Below are 24,919 nucleotides of genomic sequence, written 5' to 3' on the forward strand. Positions count from 1 at the left end.
CCTAGTTCAACATGATATTGATGGTTTTGGCCTCGGTATAAGAAAACATCTCCTCGATGCCCTCCTCTCGCCCGACACCAGAATTCTTCATCCCCCCAAACGGAACGCCGAGAAAATGATTGGAAACTCCGTTGATCCACACATGCCCGGATCGAATCTGGCGAGCGACGCTTAGCGCGTTGCGGATGTCGTTGGTCCAGACCGCCCCGGTAAGGCCATATTCGGTGCTGTTAGCGAGCTCGATCGCCTCATCGACAGTGCGCCAGCGCCCGACGCTAAGGATCGGTCCGAAGACTTCTTCCTGCCACAGTCGCATGCCGGGACGGACTCCGGCATAGACTGTCGGCTCAACCCAAAAACCTTTCTCGAAATTGGCGCCGGACGGCCGTCCTCCTCCGGTCATCCGCCGTGAGCCATCGCTTTTCGCCGTTTCAAAGAAGGAGAGGACCTTCTCGTGTTGGATTCGCGAGTTCACGGGCCCCATGTCGGTTGCCGGATCCGTCGGGTCGCCGATCTTCAGCTTCGAGACCCGTTCAACGACGCGCTCCAGCACGGCGTCGTGGATGTCCTCATGCAGCAGGAGCCGGCTGGTGGAACCGCAGGATTGCCCCTGCCAGGTGAAGTTCATACCCCGGACCGCCGCATCGGCAATGGTGTCGGGGTCAGTGTCCGGGAAGGCGATCAACGGATTCTTGCCGCCGAGCTCCAGCGTTACATGTTTGACGGCGGTCTCGGCGGCGGCGCGCTGGATCGCGCGCCCCGTGGATGGTGAACCGATGAAGGCGATACGCTTGATTCCGGGATGACGAACAATCGCGTCACCGACCGTCGCGCCGGCTCCGGTCAGAATATTGAACACGCCTGGCGGCAGCATGTCGCTGGCGATTTCGGCCAGGACCATCGCCGATAGCGGGCTGGTTTCCGGGGGTTTGACGATCACCGCATTGCCGGCGGCAAGAGCGGCGGCCGTACGTGCGACAGCGAACATCAATGGATGATTGAAGGGCGCGATCCTTGCCACCACACCATAGGGCTCGCGCAGAGTAAGGTGCAGGTTGTCGGGCGTTGCCGGCATCGTTTCGCCCTTGAGCTCATGGATCAGGCCAGCATAATAGCCAAGGCTTTCCACCGCCACGCCGACGTCACCGCGCATCGGTGTGATCGTATTGCCCGTGTCGGCGACTTCGACCTTGAGGATTTCCTCCGACCTTGCCCGCAGCGCTTCACCAAAAGCTCGCATACGAGCACCGCGCTCCGAGGGAGTGGTCGCCGCCCAGCCAGGCCATGCGGTCTCGGCCGCCGCCACTGCCCGTTCAACGTCTTCCTTCGTCCCGCGCGGCGACTGCCCGATGACCTCTTCTGTCGCCGGATTGATTGACTCGTCGAACTCGCCGCTCGAACTGTGGACCAGCGCCCCGTTGATCAGCATCCGGTTAGATGTCGTCACATAAGCCATATGATGGGCTCCATTCTGCTTCCGGTCGGCGTTCTGCCGAACTTTTTCTTCAATACGTGATCATGCCGCCATCGACGTTGAGAAGCTGACCGGTCACCCAGCGCGCCTGACGCGACAGGAGAAAAGCAATGGCATCGGCGATGTCGTCAGGCCCGCCCGCGCGTTTGAGGCATTGTTGGTCGATCATCGCGGCTTTCTGTTCGGCGGTGACGGTCGCTCGCTCGACCTCCGTGAAAGTCGGTCCCGGGGTGAGCGTGTTGACACGGATAGATTGCCCCCCGAGCTCGCGCGCCATGGCACGGGACAACCCGAACACGCCAGCCTTAGAAGCGACGTAATGGGCATAGTTCGGTCGGCCGAAATGGATGGTCGAAGAAGCAATGTTGACCACCGCGCCCTCACCTGACCTGGCCAGTTCTTCGCGTGCCACACGGGTCATGTTGAAAACACCCTTCAAATTGACCGCCTGCACCCGGTCCCACTCCTCGGTGGGTATCTCCCAGAAGGGGCGCATCTGCAGCGTTGAGAAAATCGATGCATTGTTGACGAGGCCGAAAACGCCACCGAAAGCTTCTGTCGCCGCGCTGACGGCCGCCCGACAGCTTTCCTCGCGCGACACATCCGTCTTGACGAAGACGCGGCGTCCATTACCGGGTGCTTCTTCACAAGCCACGGCCCGGCCTTTTTCATCGTTCCAATCGGCGATGCACACATCGACGCCTTCCGCAACGAGGGTGAGCACCAGACGTCGGCCAATACCCTGTGCTCCGCCGGTGACGATCACGGCGCCATTTTCGGGATAGAGTTGCATTTATGAAAGTCTCCTCAAGTATCAGGCGGCGGCGTTTGCCGATGATCGCTCGTAAGGTTGGGTGGGCATGTCGCCACTCCACTCGGCATCAAGCATCAGCGTCACCAGGGGCGCATCGCCTTTCCGGACCACTTCGGCCTCCAACAACGAACCGCATTCGGTGCAGACATGCTCATAGAGTTCGAGGTCGACGTGGGTCCTGATATGTTCGCCATAGCTTGTGGCTTCCACGCGATAACTTCTTGCGTGTTCCTTCCAGTTACCGTTGGTCGGGCCGAGATCGCAGCCGCAATCACACGAAAACCTGCTCGAGGAGATGCGCATGTCGCCGGAGCCTGCTGCGCGGGCCGGGACTGTCCCTCCCAAACGGCGGCTGCGTATTTCACCCCGCAGAACCTCGGTCGCCGCATGGTCAATCCCGTCGTTGCTGAGCGCAACGCCGTACTGGCTGCGCGCCGCAGCAACGCTGACATGGCCGTTAAGCACATCAGCACGCACCGCTTCCGGGTCTCGCTTCAACGCATCCCCATAACCTCCGCCACCCTGGAACGCGTAGCCCAACACATCTCGTGATGAGAGCCACATCCGGCCGGGTTTGGCTCCAAGCTCCTCAACATTCAAATCGAGGATTTCCTCGAGGTCGCCGGCAAGACCTGCGACGAATTCCGGGTCACCGGCATCCTTCAGCATGAAGTTGCGGCCGCAAGCACCCGGCAGACCGCCGAACTGGCCAACCGAATTCGGTACTTCCACGCCGTGTCCAAGCATCATTGCGTGCAGGCCAGGTGTGCCGTAGGGCACTATAGCAAGCGAGGTGCCGGCGCCGCCCCGCTGGCGACCCGGACCGCCCGTGTCACGGACGAAGGAGCGATAGAGATAGAGGAACGGTCCGTTGGCCTCGTTTGCTTCTACATTGGCGATTGCCGGGCGCGGCACACAATAGTCACCCGAACCGTCAAGCCCGTCGTGGTCATTAAACGCGCCGCCTCCGCCAGCCGTGGAGTCGAGCAGAAACGTGCCGAAGGGAGCGCCGTCGCGGTCGAGTCCGGCGAGCGTCATCACCATCATGTGGCCTTTAGTGACGGCCTGGCCCTCGCAGCTCAGCTCGGGCGAGCAGGTCACCATGCGCGAAAGGGCGGCAACAACGACATTTTGAACAATCCAGGCTGTTGAAATCGTGCCTGACGAAACCGGAGCCGGCCAGGATGCGTTGCACAAGATACCTTCGGGCGCGACGAAGTCGACGGCGTTCATAATGCCCTCGTTCCACCGGATCTGTGGCGCGAGAATCGGCAGCAGCCCCGTCATCGCTGCGCCGCGCATACCCGAGGCGGTGCAATTGATAAAGCCCGGCGCCTGCGGCGACGTGCCGGTCAAATCCAGTGTCAGGCAGTCACCCTTCTTGGTCGCGGTGACACAAACTTGGTAGAGCACGTTCTGGTGACCGTCGTGCTCGATGTAGTCGCGGGCACGGAAGACGCCATCGGGCAGAGAGCGCAGCAAGTCTCGGATCTGACGCTCGGAGTTGGCAATCTCGCCACGCATAATCGCGTCGACCGTATCGCCGCCATAGCGATCCATAAGTTCGACCAAGCGACGTGCAGCCACGTTGTTCGCGGCGATCATCGCCTTCAGATCGAGGCCAAGCATGTGGGGCAGTCGCGTCATACCCATGATCATCTGCCAAAGATCCTGGCGCAGGACGCCCCCCTCGACCAGCTTGATGCCCGGCAGGAGCATGGCTTCTTGCTGGATTTCGGTCGCCCCGATTGCCCATGAACCAAAGCTCATTCCGCCGACATCGAGCTGATGGGCACAGGACCCCGCCCATGCGACATGACGCCCATTATGGAAGACCGGCGCTACAATGGAGACGTCAGGCTGGTGGATGGCCCCTCGATAAGGATCATTGAGAATGAACATGTCACCCTCGCTGATGCCGGGATTCTCCGAGAAATTCTCGTTGATCGAGCGGATCACCGACGACATGGTGCCGGTATGGAACAGCACTTGCGGACCCATGGTGACGATCGAGCCATCGACGAGGTAGAGGCCGTTGTTGAAATCCGTGGCTTCAGTGACCACCGGCGAGCCGGAAACTGATTTAAGCGTGATCGCCTGCTCCTCTGTGATTGCCTGCAGTTTGTTGCGGACGACCTCGAACGTGATCGGGTCGATGCTCTGTTCAGTTCCTGCCATTGCCGCTCTCCTGACGCTCGATGGTGATATTGGCATTAGCGTCGAGCCGACCGATTTGACCCGCCGCAACAAAGACGGAGGTTTCAGGATGCTCGATGACAATGGGCCCTGACGCGACAAAATCCATCGGAAGATCGTGCCAATTGTAGACATCGCAATCTATGCGACGGCCGAGCGTCGGTTCGAATATCGAGCGGCGCGTGGAACGAGGCGCATTCGTCGGGAGGATCGGCTTTATCTCGGGACGGCGCGCCTTACCAAAAGCTTCAACACGCACATTCGTGAGTTCAATTCCCGCATCCCGAAAACCGGAACCTTGCCCATAGGTCTGTTCGTAGGTCCGTTCGAAACGTGCGACCAGATCGGCGATGCTGGCGTCACTCACCAACTCGTCAGCCATCGGAATGATAAGGTCATTCGTCTGGCGACGGTAGCGCAGGTCGGCAGTGCGTACCAACGTGACATCTGTATCGGCCACTCCTGCACGCCGCATGGCGTTGAGGCATTCGTCAATGAGTTCGCCATAGGTCCGCCCGATCTCTTCGATGTCAAAGCCATCGTACAATTGCCGTGCGCCGCCGCCGCCGCGCATCAGGACCGCACGCTCTGTTGAAAACTGAAGGTCCGCGGCGAGTGCGCCATATGCCGAGTGCGCCATGGAGGTGACCGGCACGACCATTTTCGGCACGCCCAGTTCCGCGCCGTAACCCGCGCAATGGACTGGACCGGCGCCGCCATATGCGAAGATAACGAAGTCGCGTGGATCGTGGCCGCGGCCGATCGTGACCTCGCGGAGGGTGTCGGCCATCTGGGCATCAACAATGCGACGGATACCGGCAGCGGCCTCTTCGACAGAAAAACCGAGCGGGTGGGCGACGTGTTCTTCGATTGCGGCAACGGCTGCCACGCGATCAAGCTTCATCTTGCCGCCAAGGAAGGTCTCGGGATCGATAATCCCCAGCACAACGTCGGCATCGGTAACCGTCGGCAAAGTGCCGCCGCGGCCATAACATGCAGGGCCAGGGCGGGCGCCGGCGCTGTCAGGGCCGACCTTGAGTTGACCGCCGACGACCCGCGCGATGGATCCGCCGCCGGCACCGATGGCGCGCACCTCGATCATCGGGGTGGCGATATGAAAACCGCCGGCCTCGTGGTTGGTCGACATCAACGGCTTCTCGTCGACGACGATTGCGACATCGAAGGAGGTACCGCCCATATCCGTCGTGATGATGTTGCGGTAGCCAAGCTTGCGGGCGAGATGGACCGACCCCATCACGCCGCCGGTCGGGCCGGAGGTGACCAGTGTCACCGGCCGGCGCGAGGCTTCCGACACGGGCATGACACCGCCGGCGGAATTAAGAATGGAAAACGCGCCCTTGAAGCCGCGGCTGCGCAGCATCTGTTCGATCGCATCAAGGTACGAGACTACTTTTGGCGCAAGATATGAATTGAGCGCCGTAGTTGCCGTGCGCTCATATTCGCCTAGCACTGGTGCGACCTCGCTCGAGAGGCTGATATACGCACCCGGCGCTTCCTCGCGGATGATGCGCGCGGCCACCCTCTCGTGCTCGGGGTTGCGGAAAGCCCAGAGGAACGCGACTGCAAAGGTCTGCACACCCTCCGCCAGCAGTTCCCGCACGGCACTACGGACTTCACCCTCCTCGAGGGACACGAGAATCTTGCCCGCGTGGTCGACCCGTTCGCGCACTTCGCGTACCAGATGCCGGGGGACGATTGGTTCGGGATAGCGTCGTTTGGAGTACCAGCCGAGCCGGTCGACTGGGACGCCTGCGGTAAAACCCATCAGGCGCTGGATCGCCAGTGTGTCGCCGAAGCCGCGTGATGCCAGCAAGCCGGTCCGAGCACCGTCACGTTCGATAACGGCATTGGTCGCTTGCGTCGTACCATGGCCGAAGGAAACGACCCTGGCCAGCAATTCTTCACCGCTCATGCCTCGTCTTGCTGCGGCATCGCGCACGGCGTTGAATACTCCGACTTCAAGTTCACCCGGAGTAGATAGCGCCTTGGTCGTGATAAGGTCGCCATCGTCCCCGAGCAAGATCAGGTCGGTAAATGTCCCGCCGATGTCTACACCCAAATACATAAAATCCTCCCTGGATCGGGATCCATTCTTTGTTCACTTGAGCTGACGTCCGAATGGTGCCAACGCAAGGAACATCTCCTCACTCCCGTGGAACCGAGGCTCCATCGAATAATTTCAGGCTAGTTGGGCGAGTACTCGAAATCCAATATATAATTTTTGCCGATCCATAGCTAAATGCCTATGGAAGTGGCGCCGAGGCAACTCATTCGCCCGTGTGGGACGCGCGTGGCATTTCCATGCCATACATCGGCGGACGGTCTTCGATCGCCGCTTTACGAACGAACTGCATCAAACGCTCCTGAAAATCTGAGAAACCTTTGCCGCGGTGATGGACCATGAAGACCGGGACCGGAAGATCAAGTCCCGGCGTCGCGATATGCCGGACCAGACCGCGCGACAGCTCATCACGAACCGAAGTTTCCATCACGAAGGCGACGCCAGCGTGGCTGCGGACGGCCTGCTTCATGGCCTCGGGGTGGCCGAACTCGAGCACGACCTGCCTGCCCACGATGCCGTGGGCGTGCAATGCGTCTTCCTCGATCTCGCGGCGTACCTGGTTGCGCGGCGAAGAAACAAAGGGCAGCGCACCGATCTCGTCGGGCGAAGCGGTGTCGCCGACGAGCTTACTATCCGCGGCGGCAATCAGAATGAGCTGCTCGGTCCATAAACGCTCGACAACCAATCCGTCGACGTCATGGCGCGGATCGAGAATGCACACGCCGAAATCGCAGGAACCGTCCCGCACAGCTGCGGTCACCAGCTGTGGGTTCGATATCTGAACCGTAACGCCACCCTTAGGAGAAACACGTCGGAACAGGGCAAACATCGGAGGCAGAACGTAAGACCCCACTGTCATGGAGGCCGCTACCATCGCGCTTCCGGACTCACCGTCCACGGAGATCGCAAGCTCACGCTCCAGTTCGCGCGTACGGGTAATTACGTCGCGCGCCCAGACATGGACTCGAGCACCGGCGGTCGTCAGCACGAGGCGCCTGCCGCTGCGCTCGAACAGACGAGCGCCGAGCTTGTCTTCGAGGAAACGAATATGGGCGGTAATAACCGGCTGGGCCACGCGCATTCGTTCGGCGACCCGGGTAACGCTTTGAAGATCACAGACCATGCAGAAGATTTCCAGCTTATGTAGCGTGGCCTGCGAGGCAAAAACCCGGTTCATGTCGAAAGCTTCCATATCCCAACGGCTATCATTACTGGCATAATTATATATTTTTCTTAGCGCCGCTGTCTTCCTATTCTTTCAGCGATGTTGCGATGCCGTCCGGGAGTGGCTGCCGCACTTCAGGGAGGATTCATCGTGAGAAAGACACTCGGCACCTTCGTGGTCGCGTTGCTTGCCAGCGCGTCGGCGGTTTTTGCGCAGGACATGTCCGTTGACAATGCACGCCAGCCATTGACCGCCTGGCCGGGGCCAGCGCTTGCCGTGAAGGTCGATCAGCCAAAGGTCATCTTTGTCGTCACTTGCTCTTCGCAGGGCATTGGATGTGTCCGCGCGGCCAATGGCGTGACGGCTGCGGGTGCGGCGCTGGGCTGGAACGTTCAGGTAATCGACGGCCGGGGTGATCCCGGGGCGTGGAATGGCGCAATTCTTTCGGCGATAGCTGCCAAGGCCGATGGCATCGTGCTCGCAGCAGTGCCGCCGATGTTGGTGGGTGACGCGCTTGAGCGCGCACGTGGGGCCGGAATTTCCGTCGTTTCGGTGTTTAATCCGCTGCCTGACAAACCGGGCAGTTTGTTTGCTTGGGTGCGCCCGGATCACGAAGCACAGGGCCGGATCGCGGCCAGTTGGGTGATCAAGAGCAGCGCTGGAACCGCCAAGGTGATACTAGTCGAGGACAACGAGTTTCCGGAACTCGCACAGCGCGTGAAGGGATTCCGCGAGACACTGTCCGGCTGCAGCGGTTGCTCCATCGTCGAGAACGTCGAGTCCACGATTGGTACAATGGCGCAGCGACTGCCGGGCGCGGTCGCATCGGCCCTCAGTCGCCATCCCGACGCCAGCTATCTTGTAGCACCGTTTGACTCCAACGCCTTTTTTGCCGCAGAGGGCGTGCGCCAGGCGGGGCGATCCGGCGCGGTAAAGGTGACCGGGTATGAAGGTGATCCACAGGCCATTGCCGCCATCCATAGTGGCGTGCAGGCGATGACTATCGCCAACCCCGCCGAATGGATGGGTTGGCAGGCAGCGGATGAACTTGCACGGGCATTCGCCGGGGAAAAAGCCGCCAACATATCTGTGCCGTTCCGCCTGATCGACGCCGAAAACGCGCCACAAACTGCCGGTTGGACCGGCGACCTCGACTACGAGGCCCAATTCCGCAAGATTTGGGGCAAGCCGTGAACGACATGAATCTCGCACTTGACGCGGTCAAGATCACGAAAAGCTTCGGTGGAGTGCATGCGTTGCGCGGGGCGGACCTGAAGCTGCGCCGCGGAGAGATCCATGCGCTGCTCGGGGAAAACGGCGCGGGCAAGTCGACCATGATCAAGGTCCTTGCCGGCGTCCAACGACCCGATAGCGGCACTGTCGCTGTCGATGGAAGGCAATTGACGTCCGCGTTCGATCCATCCGATGCTGCCGCCGCCGGCCTGCGATTTGTTCACCAGGACCTCGGCCTGATCAACAGTTTGTCCGTGGCGGAGAATATCGCATTCCAGACGGGCTTTACCACGCGCGGCGGCCTGATTGACACAAGTAAGTGCATGGCGCGCGCCGCCGAACTGCTGGGTCTCCTCGGAGCCTCCGTCCATCCTGCGACACTTGTTGGCGCATTGTCACAGGCGGACAAGACAATCGTAGCGCTGGCACGTGCAATGCACGGCGTAGCACGTCTGATCGTGCTCGATGAAGTGACTGCCAGCCTCCCAACGCCCGATGTGACGCGTATCCACGAGGTTGTTCGCGCAGGACGAAACCGCGGCACAGCGTTCCTCTATGTAACGCACAGGCTCGAAGAGGTGTTCACGCTTTGCGACCGGTTGACGGTGATGGCTGACGGCGCAAATGTCGCAACTGCGGAGGTGGCGCAAACAGATATGGGCCAGGTGGTGCGCTGGATCACGGGGCGGTCGGTGGAGTCCGGGCGGAAGCCGCGGTCCTCCGACAAAGTTGAGGCACTTGGCCCTCCCCGGCTGGTGGCAAAAGGACTCCTCGGGAACGAAATCACCGTGCCCGTCAGCCTTTCGCTTCACGTGGGCGAGATTCTCGGTATTACCGGCGTTCGCGGTTCAGGCTACGAACGGCTTTGCCGCTGGCTTGCCGGCATCGAACCTTGCCCTGCTGGAGAGGTCGAAATGGACGGGCAGCTTCTCGAGGGCGACCCCCGACAAGCGCGCAAGATCGGTTGTGACACAGTGCTGGGTGACCGGAATCTGGCTGCTTTTCACGAACTTACCGTCCGAGAAAACCTCTTTCCTCTGGGCACTGGCAACGGCTTGCAGGCCGAACGGGTCGTGGCCAGCCGCCTTATCGAACAGTTCGGCGTACGACCGCATGGGGCGCAAGAGTTGGCAATGCTGGCGCTGAGCGGCGGTAACCAGCAGAAGGTTATCTTCGCGCGCTCGATGAGCCGCGAGCCAAAAGTCATCGTTCTGATCGATCCGACAGCAGGCGTCGATATCGGAGCGCGGAGTGACCTGCACGGGGTCATCCGGCGTGCTGCCGCGGCGGGTGCGGCTATCCTGTTCGGGTCGAGCGATTTTGAAGAGGTGGCGGAGGTGGCCGATCGGGCGATCATAATCCGCAAGGGTGCCACCCCTATCGAAATTGCCGGCCGCGATCTCAACTGGGACCGCATGTTGCACGCGGCTCAGAATGCACGCATCACGACGCTTACGTCTGAGGAGACCTTGCCATGACGGCCTTGACAAAAACGCAGTCCGGCACTTCGTTCGGTGGTCGCTCGCAAATTTTAGTACGCTTCAGCTTGCCACTTCTCCTGATCGTGGTGGTGACGATCTTCTCCATCGCACTGCCGAACACCTATCCTACGCTGATCAACGCTCAGACCATAATGGCAACCAATGCAGTACTGGCGTTGTTGGCGCTTGCTGCGATCCCGACGCTCGTCACGAGTCAGTTCGACCTTTCGATCGGCTTCCAACTCGCCTTTGCACAATCGATTTGTGCGGGGCTGATCATCTACGGCAATTGGCATCCGGTGGCCGCAGTGACCGTGACGCTCTCGGCAGGGTTTGTCTTCGGGCTGATCAATGGTTGGCTTGTCGCCTACTGCGGACTTAACGCGTTCATAACGACGCTTGCCAGCGGCATCGTCATCCAAGGTGCAACGCAATGGTACACCAACGGCGGATCCGTTTTCGGCATGATGCCGCCAGCTTTCCTTGCGCTTGGCCGCTCGAGCATCCTCGGCATACCCTTGCCGTTCTTTTATGCGCTTGTCTTCGCCTGCTCTCTCTGGCTGCTCTACAGCCACACGCCGTGGGGTCGCCGCGCCTTCGCAGTCGGGGGCAACAGCCGCGCTGCCCACCTTATGGGTATCCCAGTCGAGCGGATGGTAGTGCAGGCCTTCGTCGCTGGCAGCTTGTTGGCTGCGACCGCAGGAATTCTATCCACCTCGATCCTCGGTTCGGCCAACCCGAACATAGGCGTCAACTTCCTTCTGCCCGCCTTCGCCGCCGTGTTCCTTGGCGCGGCCCCTGCCGGGCCAGGTCGCTTCAATGCTTGGGGCACAGTCCTTGCAGTCTATGCGCTCGCCGCCGGTATCGCCGGTCTACAGCAGCTTGGCTCTGCATTCTATATCGAGCAATTCTTCAATGGGGGAGCATTGCTCGTTGCAATCGGCCTCGCGCGATACGCTGGTGTGCGGCGCAGTCGCAAGTCGTCGAATTGACTGGCGCTTCTGCCTTCTACGGACCTGACAAATAGCAAGCGCATGACGAGGTTCAGCGGAGTGCGATTGCCTCCCGGGTCCCTTCCCGGTATCGAACTATTATCACGCCCTCCCGTAACAGCCGCAGGAGGCCAGTAGGCGCTTTCAACTGCCCGCTGTTGTTGATTGCATCAACAACCTCAGACGGTCCGGTTTGGGTGTGCAAAAAGTCGATGCTATCAACAAACGTTTGCCGCCTTAGTTGAAGTGTCACTACCAACTGATCTTAAAGCCCAACAGGCCAGTTGCGGTTAATGCCCGTGCCAAATATCGGCTTACCAATGCAGCCATTAGCCTAGACAATAGTTCAGCTAGACAATTGTTCACCGTTCCGAGCTGTTCACACTGTCTCGGAGGACGCCGCTTTAGCAATAGTTTCACGATTACTGATGTATCAAGAAATATAAGATGAAACGGCGGGGAAAACCATGAGCACGATCGAAGAGAGTCTACGGGCCATATCCGAACGAGTTAAGTCACATTCGAGCACCATGACCACTGAGGAAGCAGTAAAAACAGCTGTGGTTCTTCCATTCCTGAGGTCCCTTGGCTACGACGTATTTGATCCTTCGGAGGTTATACCTGAGTTCACAGCGGACGCCGTAGGAAAGAAGGGCGAGAAAGTCGATTATGCTATTAAAATAGCCGGAGATATTCGCATTCTCATTGAATGCAAGCCCATCTCTTTTACGCTCGAGAAGAAGCATCTCGACCAGCTGTACCGGTACTTCAGCGTTACTGAAGCCAAATTTGCAATTTTGACCAATGGACGGACATTCAATTTCTACACTGATTTGGATGCCCCAAACAAACTTGATGCTAGGCCGTTCTTCGTTTTCGATGTGACCGATTTCAACGCAAGTATCGTCACGGAATTGCGCAAATTCGAGAAAGCGAGTTTCGATGTCACGGCTATCCTCGCCACGGCGGAACGCTTGAAGTACACTTCGGGCGTCAAAAAGGTCATATCGTCATTGATAGAAGAGCCTTCAGAGGATTTCGTCCGGCTTGTAGCCGGTAGCGTTTATGATGGACGCATGACGGCGCAAGTTCGCGAAATGCTTATGGGCGTGGTGCGTACTGCTTTTCGCGAAGTAATTATGGATTCAGTCAAGAGCAGGTTGTCAAGCGCACTAGCTGATACCGAGGAAGTTATCGAGAAGATAGACGAACCGGTCGAAGACGAGCCCGATGTTGTCACAACAGATGAGGAGCGCGAAGGCTACATGATTGTGAAGGCAATTGTGCGCGACACAATCAGTCCCAAGCGGGTCGTAATACGTGATCAGAAATCATACTGCGGAGTGCTCGTTGACAACAACAACCGAAAGCCATTGGTCCGCCTATGGTTCAATCGGTCGGTGAAATACATCGGACTGTTCGATGGCGAGAATGAGGAACGGCTGATCATAGATTCACTCGACCAGATATATGATCATACTGATCGGCTCCGAGCGACGGCAAAGAAGTACGCAGGGTGAGCTTTCGTGGGAATCTCAAATTGCAACGAGGGAGCGGAGCGCGCGGCGTAGCGGCTGGCCTCAGCCGTGTCAACCACGTTCGGCAATAACCGGGTGCAGTATCAAAGTGAAGCTGCTCGTCAAGGTAGCGATGTACGGCAGCTTCTACAGCTACGGTGCATCCTAAGATATCTGCCAGGAGGTCGTCGTGCGCTTTAATCAGGCAATATAAATTCCGGCCACAGAGTTGCTGCCGAAAGCCTGGAATGAGGCAACGGAACCTGCGCGTTGCCGCCAGCCTTTGGGTTAATGGTAACCAGGACCGCGTCGCTATCAGGCTTGAGCTGCCGGACGGGCACATCCGTGTCGTTTGAGACGACGACGGTGGCTCCCCCTCCACGGAGCCCCACACGCACGGTCGCGGCGGAAATGAATTCCGCGGCAAGATCACTTCGTCCCTCAAAGACTCCGGTGAACTCGGTGCTGGCCTCAACTTGAGGATTGGCTCCCGCACTGATGACCGCGTCATACAGCAATTTTGTCTCATCAGGGCTCGCTTCGGCGGGCCAGAGAATGCGTTCAGCCAGCGACCGTTTGCGTTTCATCAGCAGTTGCAGAAGGCAGTCGAACGAGCCCCGTCCGAGCTGGGGGTGCACTGCCAGGGGAATATGAACGGTCACCGGTTTCGTTTGGCCGATGCGGTGCGTGCGGTCGTTGCATTGCTCTTCAACCGCAGGGTTCCACCAGCGGCTCAGGTGTATCACGTGGTTTGCAGCAGTAAGGGTCAATCCAGTACCCGCCGCCCGGGGTCCGAGCACGAGCACATCAAACCCTTTATCCTCCTGTAAATGTCGTTGAAAACGATCGGTGATGCTTTTGCGCGCGTCGACGGTGGTGTCGCCATTGATCACCAATACCCGCTCGAGCCCGAACTCGAGCCTGACGAGCTCCGCGAACCATGCCTGAATGTCCCGGTTTTCCACGAACACCAGGGCGCGCTCGTTCTTTGCTTTGATGTGTCTGAGTATATCTAGAGCTGCAGCAACACGCGCGGACGCCGCGCTGAACTCGTCCGGAGTTTCGCCTTCGATTAAGCCGGGATGAAGCGAGACGCGCCGGATATGATGGAGAAGCGCCAGCATCATGCCGCCTTTCATCCGCGCTTCGTCGTAGCGCAACATCTGTGCGGCTGGCATTTCGCGGGGATGGAGTATCCTGACCTTTGTAGGAAGATGTGGCGCGGCATCGGTCTTTAGCCTCCGCAAAGCAAGTTGGGGCCTACCGCCCTGACTGCGGAATAGAGCTGTATGGAGCACTGCCATGTTCTCTTCAGTCGGACGGTCAAAAATGCGCCTGAACTGGTCCCTTGCCCCGAGTGCGCCAGGAAACAGCTGGTCCATCAGTGCCCACAGGTCTTTCGTGGCGTTCTCTATAGGCGTGCCAGTCAGGCCAATCCGGAAGTCAGCCCGTAAGGACTTCGCTGCCCTTGCTCTCATCGTTACTGGATTTTTGAGGAACTGTATCTCGTCGAAGACCGCCACCGCGCAGGGAAGTTCCATGAGACTGATCGCATAGTTCGCAAGCGTCTGGTATGTCGTGATGATAATGGGCGAACCGCCTTCGCGTCGCAATAGAGCATCTGTGTCCAGTTGTGCATCACCCTGCCGGATATCCTGCCCGCTGGCGCCTTCTTTCTTGAATTCTGCCAGGTGGTCACCATAGAGACGAATGGGCGTTCCAAGTTCGCCCTCGTGGATGTGACGCTCGATTTCGGCTTCCCAGTTCAGCAGCAGTGAAGTTGGTGCCACGACGAGTATCGGCCGCGAAGCCAGCTTTCCCTGTGCCATCTGCTGCTTGAGCCAAGTGATGAAAGAAAGCGTCTGCAAGGTCTTACCCAGACCCTGTTCGTCCGCATTCAGGATTCCCGGCAATCCCTGCCTCCACGCCTCAACCTGCCAGGCGTGGGCCGCGACCTGATGCGGCTGCAATAAGCTTTTGACTTCGGACGGTATTCCTCCGTCAAAGTCGTCCCCGCGCTGTCGAATCTCTGCCTTGAAGTCGACTTCCCAGAAATTGTCATGGGTGACCGGAAGGTATGATTCCAGCGAGACTGACGGATCATCAGGCTCCTGCAGTCTGAGGAATTCGGCGAGGCGGCGTGACAAGGCCTCGATGACTGGCACCGTCGCCGGAATCTCGCCCAGTTCATGGGAAATACTCGGGACGCCCTCTATCAACGCCCGATTCAAGCGCTCAATGATTTCAGCAAGTTCCTCGGCAGGCAAAAGGGCCAGCAGTTCACCCAGCTTCGCGTCTACCGTGTCTGGAAGCCAATTTGTTCCCGAACTCTCCATACCGTCGATATCGGTGGCCTGCCATTTCGCAATCCCGACGACTCGTGATATCCAGTCCTTGGTCTCCACCCAGGTGCGGCTCGTCTCAGACTCCACGCGCTCGGCCTTTGCTTCAGGGCTCATGAGTTCCGTGAGCCTGCCGTCGCGCATCATCTGACTTTCCACGGCGTGAGAGATGACCCGTCCGGCGTCGGCAATAAAGGCCTTGCGGCCCTCGATGTCCTTTTTGGCGTGTTCAATGATGGTGTCGATCACAGGAAAGACGGATGGATCCAGGATCAGGAACTTTCCGTTGGAGACCCGGTAGGCGGGTTGGGACGACCTGCGTAGTGCGGCTGATCTGAACTCCTCCAGCTCATCGCCTTCCAGCGCCGCATTATCGGTCCCCCTGACGTCCGCTTGCGCTATTGCGTCCGCCACGAACGGTAAGGGATAAAAGCTCGTCGCGTCGTCTGCGTCGAAGGCCAGCCCGACGGCATCACAAGTGACGACCGAGATTTCACGAAGGAACCCGTCGAGTACCGCGGAATTTCCGGTTTCTGGCGACATTTCGAAGAGCTGCCGGAACCTGCCGAGCCCAAGCCAGTGATCGGAGAGCAAGAGGTTCTGCTCCAGCTGGGCCGCTTCCCGGATCGCGAGGAAGATTGGTTGCGGCAGCCGCATTGGTGCGGCAGAAGCACCAACAATGGCCCCCGTAACCGGTAGAGAAACTGTACGCCCGTTCTTTTCCCACCACCACTCGATCCTGAAATCAGGACTTCCAACCGTCCCGACCAGGCGGGCTCGAAAAACTATTCCACCTATCAGGGGCGGAAGCCCGAGAGCTGAAGCAGTTCTGGAATCGAGCATTGCAACCAGCGGGTGAGTGATCTTTATTGCATCTCCGCTGATCTCAAGAAGACCACGGCCGTTGTCGAGGTATCGCAACCGGGCGATAGCCAGCGCCGTGGCCCTCTCCTCTTTAGGGAGCGCCGACAGGTCAGGCCGCTCACTTCGCCTGAACGCGGAAAGCCAGCCTCTGCGCTCCGGAACGACATCGAGATACACGGCATCCGCGTCGTATTTGAATGTGAATTCTATCAAGTCAGCACCCGCTCTTCGACCCATCTCATCCAATGACCAAATTGGTCGTGTACGCGAGCAGAAGGATCATTCGCCGGAAAGGTGAGTGCCTCCGCATCATACTGCGGCTGGTAAAGCACCGGGGCGCGTGAATCCGTGCTCTTGAAAAGGTGAACGCGATAGTCATGCGATCCTTCGACAACGATATGCTGTCCAACCCGCATTATAAGCAGGCACGTGTCCCGTCGCTCTCTCGACACCTGGACCCCGGCAAGGGTGTAGATTTTGTTTTCGGTTTTCCTGAACATGTCATCTGCGATCTGCGCTGCCGGTCGCGAGAGAGCGATCCAGGCTTCCTGAACCAGTCCGCGATCGTAGAGGCCCTTCCAGAAATGATGACGCGCGTGCCACATATGATTTGCCGTTGCACGGGTGATGATTTCCAGGAGTGCGTCCATGCTCTTCCCGGCAAGCCATCGGTTGAGCACGTCCCGCGTGTGTCCTGCGACGAGAGGCCAGAAGTCGTTGCGACGCTCCCGCGGATCGCCGTATGCGCCTACGATCCTCTCGAGGAGCACCGACTGGAAATCCGGAGGTGGCGTATCAGAGATCCACGGTTCAACGAGTTTGTTTATGGCTCCAGCAGCCATGTCGTTTCCGATGGCAGGTCTGTTTTGCGGCCTGAGCCAAGCGAAGACGTGATCCAGTTGCCGAGTGGATCGAACCGGTGGAAGTTTGGCGAGCCAGGCAGAATGCGTTGCGGCCATGAGCCCGCCAGCGTGTGGCGACGTGACCCCATGCCCAAGCAGCCAATTGTATGGATCATCCTGCTGGATCATTTTTTCTGAAATCAGGCCGGGGGCTGCTTGGATATCGAGCAGCTCGGGAAGCGACATAAAAAGGTTATTCCAACGTACAGGAAGGTGTTGCGATCGTTCCTGAATAAGGGCGGCCAAGGCCGAGGTGCGGCGTTCTCCCTTCTGCCAATGGGCAAGATAAACTTCAGCCACGACGCCGAGGAGGATACCGCTGGTGGTTGCCTGAACCTCTTTGCGAAGAAACGAATCCACTACTGAATTTGTAGCTACGTCCCCCGTCAGGCTGGCACGTAAGACAAGCGCGACGTCCCCAAGCGAGATCTGATGCCACTGCCAACTCTCGACGGCAGCTGTCAGCTTGGAAACCGCCTCGCCGAGTGTAGCAGCGGTTGCCTTTGAATAATCGGGGAAGGCTTCTGCAATCGACCGGAGAGCCGCATCAAGAGCACCGGTATCAGGGCGGGCCGCGCCTCGGCTACGGGGCAGTGAACGCAGTGCCTGAATAAGGCTCATGTTAAGGTCCCTCCGACAGTGCCCGTTTAATCGACGAAATGTCGGCCTCTTTTGACGGAACCACCATGATGAACCGCAGATCAATTCGTCTGTTCGCATCCCTGCCGGCCGTGCTGTCGTTTGTCTGGATCGGCCTTCCCTTACCATATCCTGCAACAGATAGAATAGGTTGTGCCTCTCTGTTAGAGTAAAGTATGAGATCCGGGCGCTGCTCGGTCATCAGGGCATAGATGGACGCTGCCCGCTTTGCACTCAGATCCATGTTGAGGTTGTCACCGCCAAGGTTGTCGGTGTGTCCCTCAACCTGGAGGGCATCGATAAGCGCGTAAGCGTCGTTACAGTCGGGGCTGAAAGTCCGTCCCGGCCCGAGCGCGTAACACCCGAGATATTCTCCCAATATCTGCGCTATCTGTCGCATTCTCGCGCTGCCAGCAGGAGTTGGTATCTCCCGACCCGACTCGAACAGCCCTGCCCCGGAGAGTTGCAGGGCATCAAAGTTGGCGCTGATCTGGACATCCAGCCCTTTTATTCGCGCGTTGATTTCGTCCCTCAGATTTCTGAGCAGTTTTTTTCGCGTTTCGGCGACCGCCGAATTGTAGATTTCCATAGGATTGGGCCCTTCCGGCGTCACTCTCGCGCGGAGACGGTCAAGTTCCTCCTTCATTGCCTCTACGGGTGCCGCCACGCGCAGGTCGGGGGCGTTCACCGTCTTCTGCACCAGCCTGAGTTCATCTTTGAGACGGTCGTATTCGTCCCTGGCGACGGTGTCGGACACGTTGAAGCGGCTGGCGAAGAAAGCCAAAAGAATCATCAGAATGAACAGAAAACTTATCGTCAGGTCCGCCATCGATATGAAGACCGACTCTTCCTCCTCTTCTTGACGGCGTGCTCTCCCGGCTCCCCTCACGCAACAGGCCTTTCGCTTTCAGGTTGGAAGGCCTTTGCATTCTCGATTACAGACTGAAGCGTGCCGAGTGCGTCGGCATATTGCCGGTGCACGTTGTCGGAATGGTTTTCGACTTCCGAAATCGAGCGGCCGATTTCTTCCGTGAAGGTCTTGAATGCCCGCTCAAGCTGGCCGTCGTAAGCCGCGGCGCGCGCCTCGAAACTCTTGATCTGTTCCATGATCGAACTCGCTGCCGCGACGACTAGGTCCCGCTCCGACGCCATGGTCTTCCTGGCGGTTTCAACCATTTCTACACTGGATTTTGCAATCTGCTCGGTCGCGGTCGCGGTCTTCTCGGCTGCCTTGACCACCGGTCCAGCGGCATCGGCCAATCCGTTACCGGCTCTCGCCAGATTGTCCGATACGACTTCGAGCCTCCTCGCAGCCCCATCAAGACCAACGGCAGTTCGCTCGGCTGCGACGGAAAACTGCTCAGCAGCACTGCTTATCTCGGTGGCCAATCCCGCAAGCTTGCCCGATGCCGAGTCCAATCGGTCGCTCGTCGCGGTCATTGCTGCAACCAATCCATTTGACAGAGAACCTGCCAAAGACTGCACCATATCGCCCACCTGGTTTGCGCCTGAGGTGACGGCTGCGTGAAGCGGCTCTGAGATGGCGGCAATGAGTTCGTGGTTCAATTTCTGCATATGGTCGCGCTGCTCGACGATGGCGTTGAGCTGGCGCTCCGCGATGTCTTCGAGACTGACAAAGTTGAGCCGTTTCTCAAGGTCGTGAGTCAAGCGGCGCATCGCGGCCTCGAGGTGGTTTCCGGCTCTTCGCAGAACGACCGTGAAAACAATCGAGCACATCAGTCCGGTGAGCGACATGATAAATTTCGCCGAAGCCACACTTAACAGCTGTGTGAGTGCCCCTGTAACAGCCGCATCGTCTGATCCTACTTGAAGACTTTCCCCTGTTTGCTGCAAAGCGGCGATCAGTCCGAGGAAAGTGGCCGCAAGACCAACCGACACGAATAAACCAGGGGCTGACCGCCATCCCGAGACTCCAAATCCCATCTCTTCCAAATTGAAGAAAACGGACGGCCTGATCGCATTTCTGATCCCGTGTTGACCGGCGCGCGGTTCGATTGTTGTCTCGCGGAACTCTGACCACGTCTCCGCCAAATGTGCGGCGTCAGCCCCCTTCCAGGAGGAAAGTTCGGCGGAAATTTCCTCAAGGTTGTGTTGCAACCCCTCGTTTCCATGGTACCTGCGTATTAGCTTAGTTGCGCGTTTCAGCACACCAATTCTCGACCGCACGGTTATGAGGAACACGACGAGGACGACCAGGAGCACCACGACAAGGGCAAGGCTGAAAAGGCCCGGTGCCCACGGTTGTTTCAAAAGAGACGCCAGCGCAAGCACGAGATCTCGCGTGGCAATTCCGATCGTTATTAGATTCTCCAAGAAACTCTGCCCCGAAAATTCATACGTCCCACGCTACAAGCGCTATCCAATACTTCAGCTTATGTAAAGATCGATAGAATGACTTGGTGCCATATGTCTGTCCATCGACTCACGCTGACAGAAAAGAGAACAACTTTCGGTAGCGGGAACCTGGACGCGGTTGCAGTTCTCCCGGTGTCAGACAGCAGAAGATAATTCAAGATAGCGGCAGAACGCGTTCGCCAGCTGCATCTGCCGGGGTGTCCGGCACTGCGCCTCAAAAACAGATGGAGAGGCTACCAGAACGCAGAGGCATTTGGCGCGGGACGTGGCCACGTTGAGACGGTTCAAACTGTAGAGAAACTCCATCCCTCTTGGAGCGTCGGCATAGCTCGATGTCGTCATCGAATATATGACGATAGGTGCCTCCTGCCCCTGGAACTTGTCGACTGTGCCGATGCGCCCGCCGGGTATGCGATCCCGGAGTTCAAACACCTGCGCGTTATAGGGTGCGATAATTAGGATGTCCTCGAGGGTGATGACACGCTCCTGGCCATCTTTATCGATCCAAGTGGTCCGGGATGCAAAAATCTCGTTCATCAAATCACGCACGCAGTTAGCCTCTTCGGGGGAAGAGCTCTGATTGCCCTGCGTGGGGACCGAAACGAACCGTAATCCTGTTCCGCTTATGCGCCCTGACGGTCGGACATCCTGAACGTCCAGACCAGGCCGCGGGTGAAGCCGCCCCTGGTAGAAGAGCTCGGAGGTGAACCTGCAAATATCCGGATGCAACCGCCAGGTCTCCGCAAGGAAAAGCCCGCGATCTTCGGCGATCGTCTGTTGTCCGTTCAGGATGTGATGCAGGGCTGAGACGTCTGTGCCCTCGGGATGGCTGCCCTGCATCGGCTGCTCGAGCTGCTGCGGGTCCCCGAGCAGAACAATGCTGGTCGCCGCTTGTGAAACAGCGACAACGTTAGCCAGCGACATCTGAGCTGCCTCGTCAATGAAAAGGACATCGACCGCTTCAGCGGCGTCCGGACAAGCCCAAAGCCAGCTCGTTCCTCCTGCCACCTGTGAACCGTTACCTATAGCTCGCAGGAGCGCGGCATTATCCTTCGCGAAGCGCAGCTTCGGCTGGTCGGGCTCCATTTCAGAAGGCTTCTGAATGCAGTTGACGTCGATCCTCATTTCGGCCGCGGCTGTACCCACCGCATCCAGAAGGTTGCGGATCACCTTGTGGCTGTTGGCAGTGACGCCGACTGTCTTTCCGGCCTGCACCAGAGCACATATCATCCGGGCACCGGTATGCGTCTTCCCGGCGCCGGGCGGCCCTTGAATGGGAAATACCCCGCCATTGATCAACGGAGCTACCCGCATCGCGGCGTCGAGCGTCATTTCATCTGCAAGTTGGATTGGCTTGCCGCCGATCCGCGGCGGCATTCGCATCAGGAGATCCCGTGCGGCCTGATATGGACCCTCCCCTTCGATGCCGTGTCAGCGACATACTCGCCGAAACGCACGATCGAATCTGCCAGAATACCCGGATTTACAGCCTTGTGGCCAAACAGGGCGGAGGGATGCACATCAACGCTATCCATACGCTTCTTCACATCAATCCAGCGCTCGTCGAAAGAAACTGATACCGTTGAGCCGAGTTTCACGCCCCCTACGTTGTACAAGTCTTCGCCCCCTCGCAATTCCGTTTCCTGCGGAGGAAAACCGAAGCGGTGGACGGGCGCTTTCGCAGTGCCGCCGGTCACGCCCATGAATGTAAGGCCGGAGAGACCCGCGCGTTCCTCAATGAGTTCGTCGGCAGCGAGGTCCGACAGCCTGTAATATTCCCACCAGACAGCCTTTTCTTCGCGGCGATGCCAGTCCAGCAGGTTCGCAAGGAGCCAACGCGCGTGTTGTTCCGCAGTGCGTTCGGAGGGGTCGTCTGGCACGCCCTCCGTCAGCGACGCCGCGAGCGCGTTGATCTTCTTCTGCCGCTCGCTCAGTGCCTCCCCCGCCATTCCTTCAGGCAATTCCGGCCGAAGAAGTTCGGTGCCACTGTCAACGAATTCGGCCCGGCGCGCTTCCAGCCAGTCCCGCAGCTGCCACGTGGAGACACAGTCGTCTCGGTTGTATCCCTCGACGATGGCCCGGTCCGCATCGCCAATGAGTTCGAGGTCACCAAGTTCGAGCCCCGCTTGCACCTTGGTGAGGGCGGCATTGGCGTCGGGCAGATTTATGTCCCGGGTGAACCCATAAAGCGGCTCGAGCTTCTTGATCGAATAGCTTTCAACGCTGGCGCGAAGACCGTTTCGCACCACGCTGTAGAGATCGACAAAACGTTTCGAACGCAGCAGAAAATCGATCTCCTCCTCGCGGGTGGCATGGCGTCCCATCAGACGCTTGAGCGCCGCTGGTTCATACGGGGCATAGTGGTAGATATGCAGGGTGGGATGATGCTGCAGCCTCGCCATAACGAAATCCACAAAGCCCTCGAACGCCTTTTTTTCCTGTTCCCGCGAATAGCTCCATTTCCCCGAATAAGCCTGAGTTCCGTCGATGCCGCGGTAGGCGTATCCGAACAGATACTCAAGTCCGCCCTCCCCCACGAACGGGTCGCCCTCCAGGTCGAAGAACACGTCGCCGGCAGAAGGTTCGGGCAGGATCGTCAGTCCGAAGCCCTTCACCACTGGCAACAGCTCGTGAAGCACCTCCCCGGCCTCGCGGCCCGCGATCTGAATGCGAGCCTGCTCGCGGATCCGTTCGTACGATTGCGCAGCGCCGCGGTCCGGCTTCCATCCCAAGGGTACCGGTAATGCCGCCAGTCCGGCAACGGTTTCTACCCCGTGCTGTTTCAGTTCGTTGATTTGAACCTTGGTGATGCCCGCTACCAGCGAGAGGTGGTCGTCCTCCCGTCGTTGCGCATCACACCGCCGCTGCCAGCGGCAGACGTCGCAGTGTTCGTTCGGCTCGGGATAGACCTCCGCTCCGTCCGGAGATCCGATGACGGTTTCAAGACTCCTTTGCACCCGGCGATAGTACGCCCGGTAATCGTCCATCCGATATAGCTGGGGTTCAAAATCCGACCACGGCGTGACCACATAGCTGTGGGCAGGATGCAGTCCTTGGACCGCCGCGAGCAGGTCCGCATAAAGGCATAACTGCAGCACAGTCGCGCCTTTGGTCTCCGTTGCCAGCTTTGTATCGATGACTTCGTACGACCAGGGGCCAAGATCGCTGGGAGTATCGATCCGGCGCAGGATATCCGTCCGGCCGATCCAGTTGTCCGAGCGGAATGCTCCCTGAATGATAATCTCATCGCCCGCGACCATCGCTTGTCGTGTCTTGACAACGGCCTCGCTATCAACGCCAACACCTTCGATAACGGTGACGCTGAGGCCTTTGGCTTTTAGATGTTCAACATACTCGCGCTCATGGCGTGCACCGCGCTCCCAGAGCAGTTCCAGAAGCGGATCCCATATATGCGGCTTGGCCAGTGTTCCGTCGGCCACCGCCACATCGAGCGCGGTCAGATGCCCGCAATGGAGGTGCCCGACCAGATCAGTGGCGCTAAGAACAATAGAGTCACCAAGTTTTTGCATAGATGGGCCCCATGGATTTCACGACACACGACGCTCAGGTGGTAGATTGTCCGGATTTGGATAGTGACACCCAACATAACAGAGTCATTTGATATCCCGAAGTCGTGCTGCGCGCCCGCCTAGCGCATCCTCGGAAAGCTGATTCACTACGTGACAGCAACGGTTCAGATTTCATACAAATGTTTGAGCGCAGAAATCTTACCTGACGGAATTACGATCATCTCGAGATCGTCGTCTCTGCTACTACGACGCTAGCGTTGATAGCATCAACTGAATTGAAGATACGGCAAATAGTCTTGACTGTGTTGATGGTGTCAACACAGCTCGATAGGGTAGAATGAGCAGGCATCTAACCGTCCTTGGCGAGGAAATCGATGAGCGCCCGTGTGGCGGCAGACAGGCGGCGGTGCGGCGCGAAAATAATCGAGAATGGGCGGGAGCGCCCGCGCGCGTACTCCAGCACGTCGACGAGACGCCCCTGATCGATGCGATCGCGCACGATAAAATCGTAGGTCTGGCAGATACCCAGGCCATGTTCGGCCAATGAGACCACGCCTAGCACGTCGTCAAAGACCCGGATACGGCCCGGTGGCGTCCAATCGACGTCGCGGTCGTCGACACGAAACAACCATGGTGCGCAGCGCCCCGTGCTCGGCATCACGAAGGGCAGGCATTGATGGTCGGCCAGATCCTCGATCGTCCGCGGCGCTCCTACCCGCTCGAGATAGTGCGGGGCGGCGACCAGACGCAGTGGTGCATCCTCCAGCTTGCGGGCCACCAGTCCGCTGTCGGGCAAAGGACCCAACCGGATCGCCAGATCGTAGCCCTCCGCCACGAGATCGACGTTGCGGTTGGTGATGCTCAATTCGATGTGGACCTCCGGATAGGCGCGCATGAAACGATCAAGCATCGCTGGCAGCCGGTAATGGCCGTAAGTCGTTGGCACGCTGATCCGCACATGGCCGGTCAGCAGCGCTCCCTCCGGGCCCTGAATGGCCCGTTCGGCATCGTCGATCAGGGAAAACGCGGCGCGCGCCTGTTCGAGGTAGGCACGGCCTGCATCCGTCAGGCTCAGCCGCCGGGTCGTCCGCCGCATGAGCTGGATACCAAGCCGCGCTTCCAACCGGCTTATCGCCCTGCTGAGAACTGAGGGCGTCGTTGACAGCGCAATCGCCCCGCCGGTCATGGAGCCTTTTTCGACAACGGTGACAAAAACCTCCACGTCGCCAAGATGGTCAAATCGGCGGCCCATTCCTAACCTCACGCGAATAAATCTGTTTCTTCCAGAAGACTTTATCCTCGATTGCGGCG

General features: G+C 58.7%; 16 protein-coding genes. 4 read left to right on the plus strand and 12 right to left on the minus strand.

Annotated elements, in window-relative coordinates:
- Position 1: 1 nt before the first annotated feature.
- The 5 genes from CU103_RS09475 to CU103_RS09495 form a co-directional block, all read right to left on the minus strand.
- On the minus strand, positions 2-1,456 hold the full coding sequence (locus CU103_RS09475; protein ID WP_106663652.1) for an aldehyde dehydrogenase family protein: 1,455 nt from the start codon (positions 1,454-1,456) through the stop codon (positions 2-4).
- Between the two features lie 49 nt (positions 1,457-1,505).
- A complete protein-coding gene (locus tag CU103_RS09480; RefSeq protein ID WP_106663653.1) occupies positions 1,506-2,267 on the minus strand; it encodes an SDR family NAD(P)-dependent oxidoreductase in 762 nt (253 codons plus the stop codon).
- Positions 2,268-2,288: 21 nt separating this feature from the next.
- Complete coding sequence (locus tag CU103_RS09485) at positions 2,289-4,466, minus strand: hydantoinase B/oxoprolinase family protein (RefSeq protein WP_170117010.1); 2,178 nt, start codon at positions 4,464-4,466, stop codon at positions 2,289-2,291.
- Complete coding sequence (locus CU103_RS09490; RefSeq protein WP_106663655.1) at positions 4,453-6,570, minus strand: hydantoinase/oxoprolinase family protein; 2,118 nt, start codon at positions 6,568-6,570, stop codon at positions 4,453-4,455. The genes CU103_RS09485 and CU103_RS09490 overlap by 14 nt, the downstream gene beginning before the upstream one ends.
- Positions 6,571-6,772: 202 nt before the next feature.
- Positions 6,773-7,744 (minus strand): LysR family transcriptional regulator, encoded by a 972-nt coding sequence (locus tag CU103_RS09495; protein ID WP_106663929.1) that lies wholly within the window; start codon positions 7,742-7,744, stop codon positions 6,773-6,775.
- Between the two features lie 138 nt (positions 7,745-7,882).
- Between CU103_RS09495 and CU103_RS09500 the strand changes: the two genes are divergently transcribed.
- From CU103_RS09500 to CU103_RS09515, 4 genes are all read left to right on the plus strand, one after another.
- On the plus strand, positions 7,883-8,926 hold the full coding sequence (locus CU103_RS09500; RefSeq protein ID WP_170117011.1) for a sugar ABC transporter substrate-binding protein: 1,044 nt from the start codon (positions 7,883-7,885) through the stop codon (positions 8,924-8,926).
- 5 nt (positions 8,927-8,931) lie between these two features.
- On the plus strand, positions 8,932-10,443 hold the full coding sequence (locus CU103_RS09505; protein ID WP_106663657.1) for a sugar ABC transporter ATP-binding protein: 1,512 nt from the start codon (positions 8,932-8,934) through the stop codon (positions 10,441-10,443).
- Positions 10,440-11,438 (plus strand): ABC transporter permease, encoded by a 999-nt coding sequence (locus tag CU103_RS09510; RefSeq protein ID WP_106663658.1) that lies wholly within the window; start codon positions 10,440-10,442, stop codon positions 11,436-11,438. The genes CU103_RS09505 and CU103_RS09510 overlap by 4 nt, the downstream gene beginning before the upstream one ends.
- Before the next feature lie 467 nt (positions 11,439-11,905).
- A complete protein-coding gene (locus CU103_RS09515; protein WP_170117012.1) occupies positions 11,906-12,958 on the plus strand; it encodes a type I restriction endonuclease in 1,053 nt (350 codons plus the stop codon).
- A 194-nt stretch (positions 12,959-13,152) separates the two neighbouring features.
- On the opposite strand, the gene CU103_RS09520 is transcribed toward CU103_RS09515, so the two are convergent.
- From CU103_RS09520 to CU103_RS09545, 7 genes are all read right to left on the minus strand, one after another.
- Entirely contained in the window at positions 13,153-15,546 is a 2,394-nt protein-coding gene (locus CU103_RS09520) for a DEAD/DEAH box helicase (RefSeq protein WP_170117013.1), read from the minus strand.
- Positions 15,547-16,370: 824 nt separating this feature from the next.
- On the minus strand, positions 16,371-17,684 hold the full coding sequence (locus CU103_RS09525) for an EH signature domain-containing protein (RefSeq protein ID WP_170117014.1): 1,314 nt from the start codon (positions 17,682-17,684) through the stop codon (positions 16,371-16,373).
- A 1-nt stretch (position 17,685) separates the two neighbouring features.
- The gene (locus CU103_RS09530; RefSeq protein WP_245448686.1) at positions 17,686-18,531 is read right to left on the minus strand and encodes an OmpA family protein; all 846 of its coding nucleotides are present in this window, start codon (positions 18,529-18,531) and stop codon (positions 17,686-17,688) included.
- Positions 18,532-18,587: 56 nt separating this feature from the next.
- Complete coding sequence (locus CU103_RS09535; RefSeq protein WP_106663662.1) at positions 18,588-20,036, minus strand: hypothetical protein; 1,449 nt, start codon at positions 20,034-20,036, stop codon at positions 18,588-18,590.
- 177 nt (positions 20,037-20,213) lie between these two features.
- A complete protein-coding gene (locus tag CU103_RS31980; RefSeq protein ID WP_245448687.1) occupies positions 20,214-21,461 on the minus strand; it encodes a DEAD/DEAH box helicase in 1,248 nt (415 codons plus the stop codon).
- Positions 21,461-23,524, minus strand: coding sequence for a TM0106 family RecB-like putative nuclease (locus CU103_RS31985; protein WP_245448688.1), 2,064 nt, complete (start codon positions 23,522-23,524; stop codon positions 21,461-21,463). The genes CU103_RS31980 and CU103_RS31985 overlap by 1 nt, the downstream gene beginning before the upstream one ends.
- Positions 23,525-23,957: 433 nt before the next feature.
- On the minus strand, positions 23,958-24,860 hold the full coding sequence (locus tag CU103_RS09545; protein ID WP_106663663.1) for a LysR family transcriptional regulator: 903 nt from the start codon (positions 24,858-24,860) through the stop codon (positions 23,958-23,960).
- Positions 24,861-24,919: the final 59 nt, after the last annotated feature.

The organism is Phyllobacterium sophorae (assembly GCF_003010965.1).
In the GTDB taxonomy this organism is placed as follows: domain Bacteria; phylum Pseudomonadota; class Alphaproteobacteria; order Rhizobiales; family Rhizobiaceae; genus Phyllobacterium; species Phyllobacterium sophorae.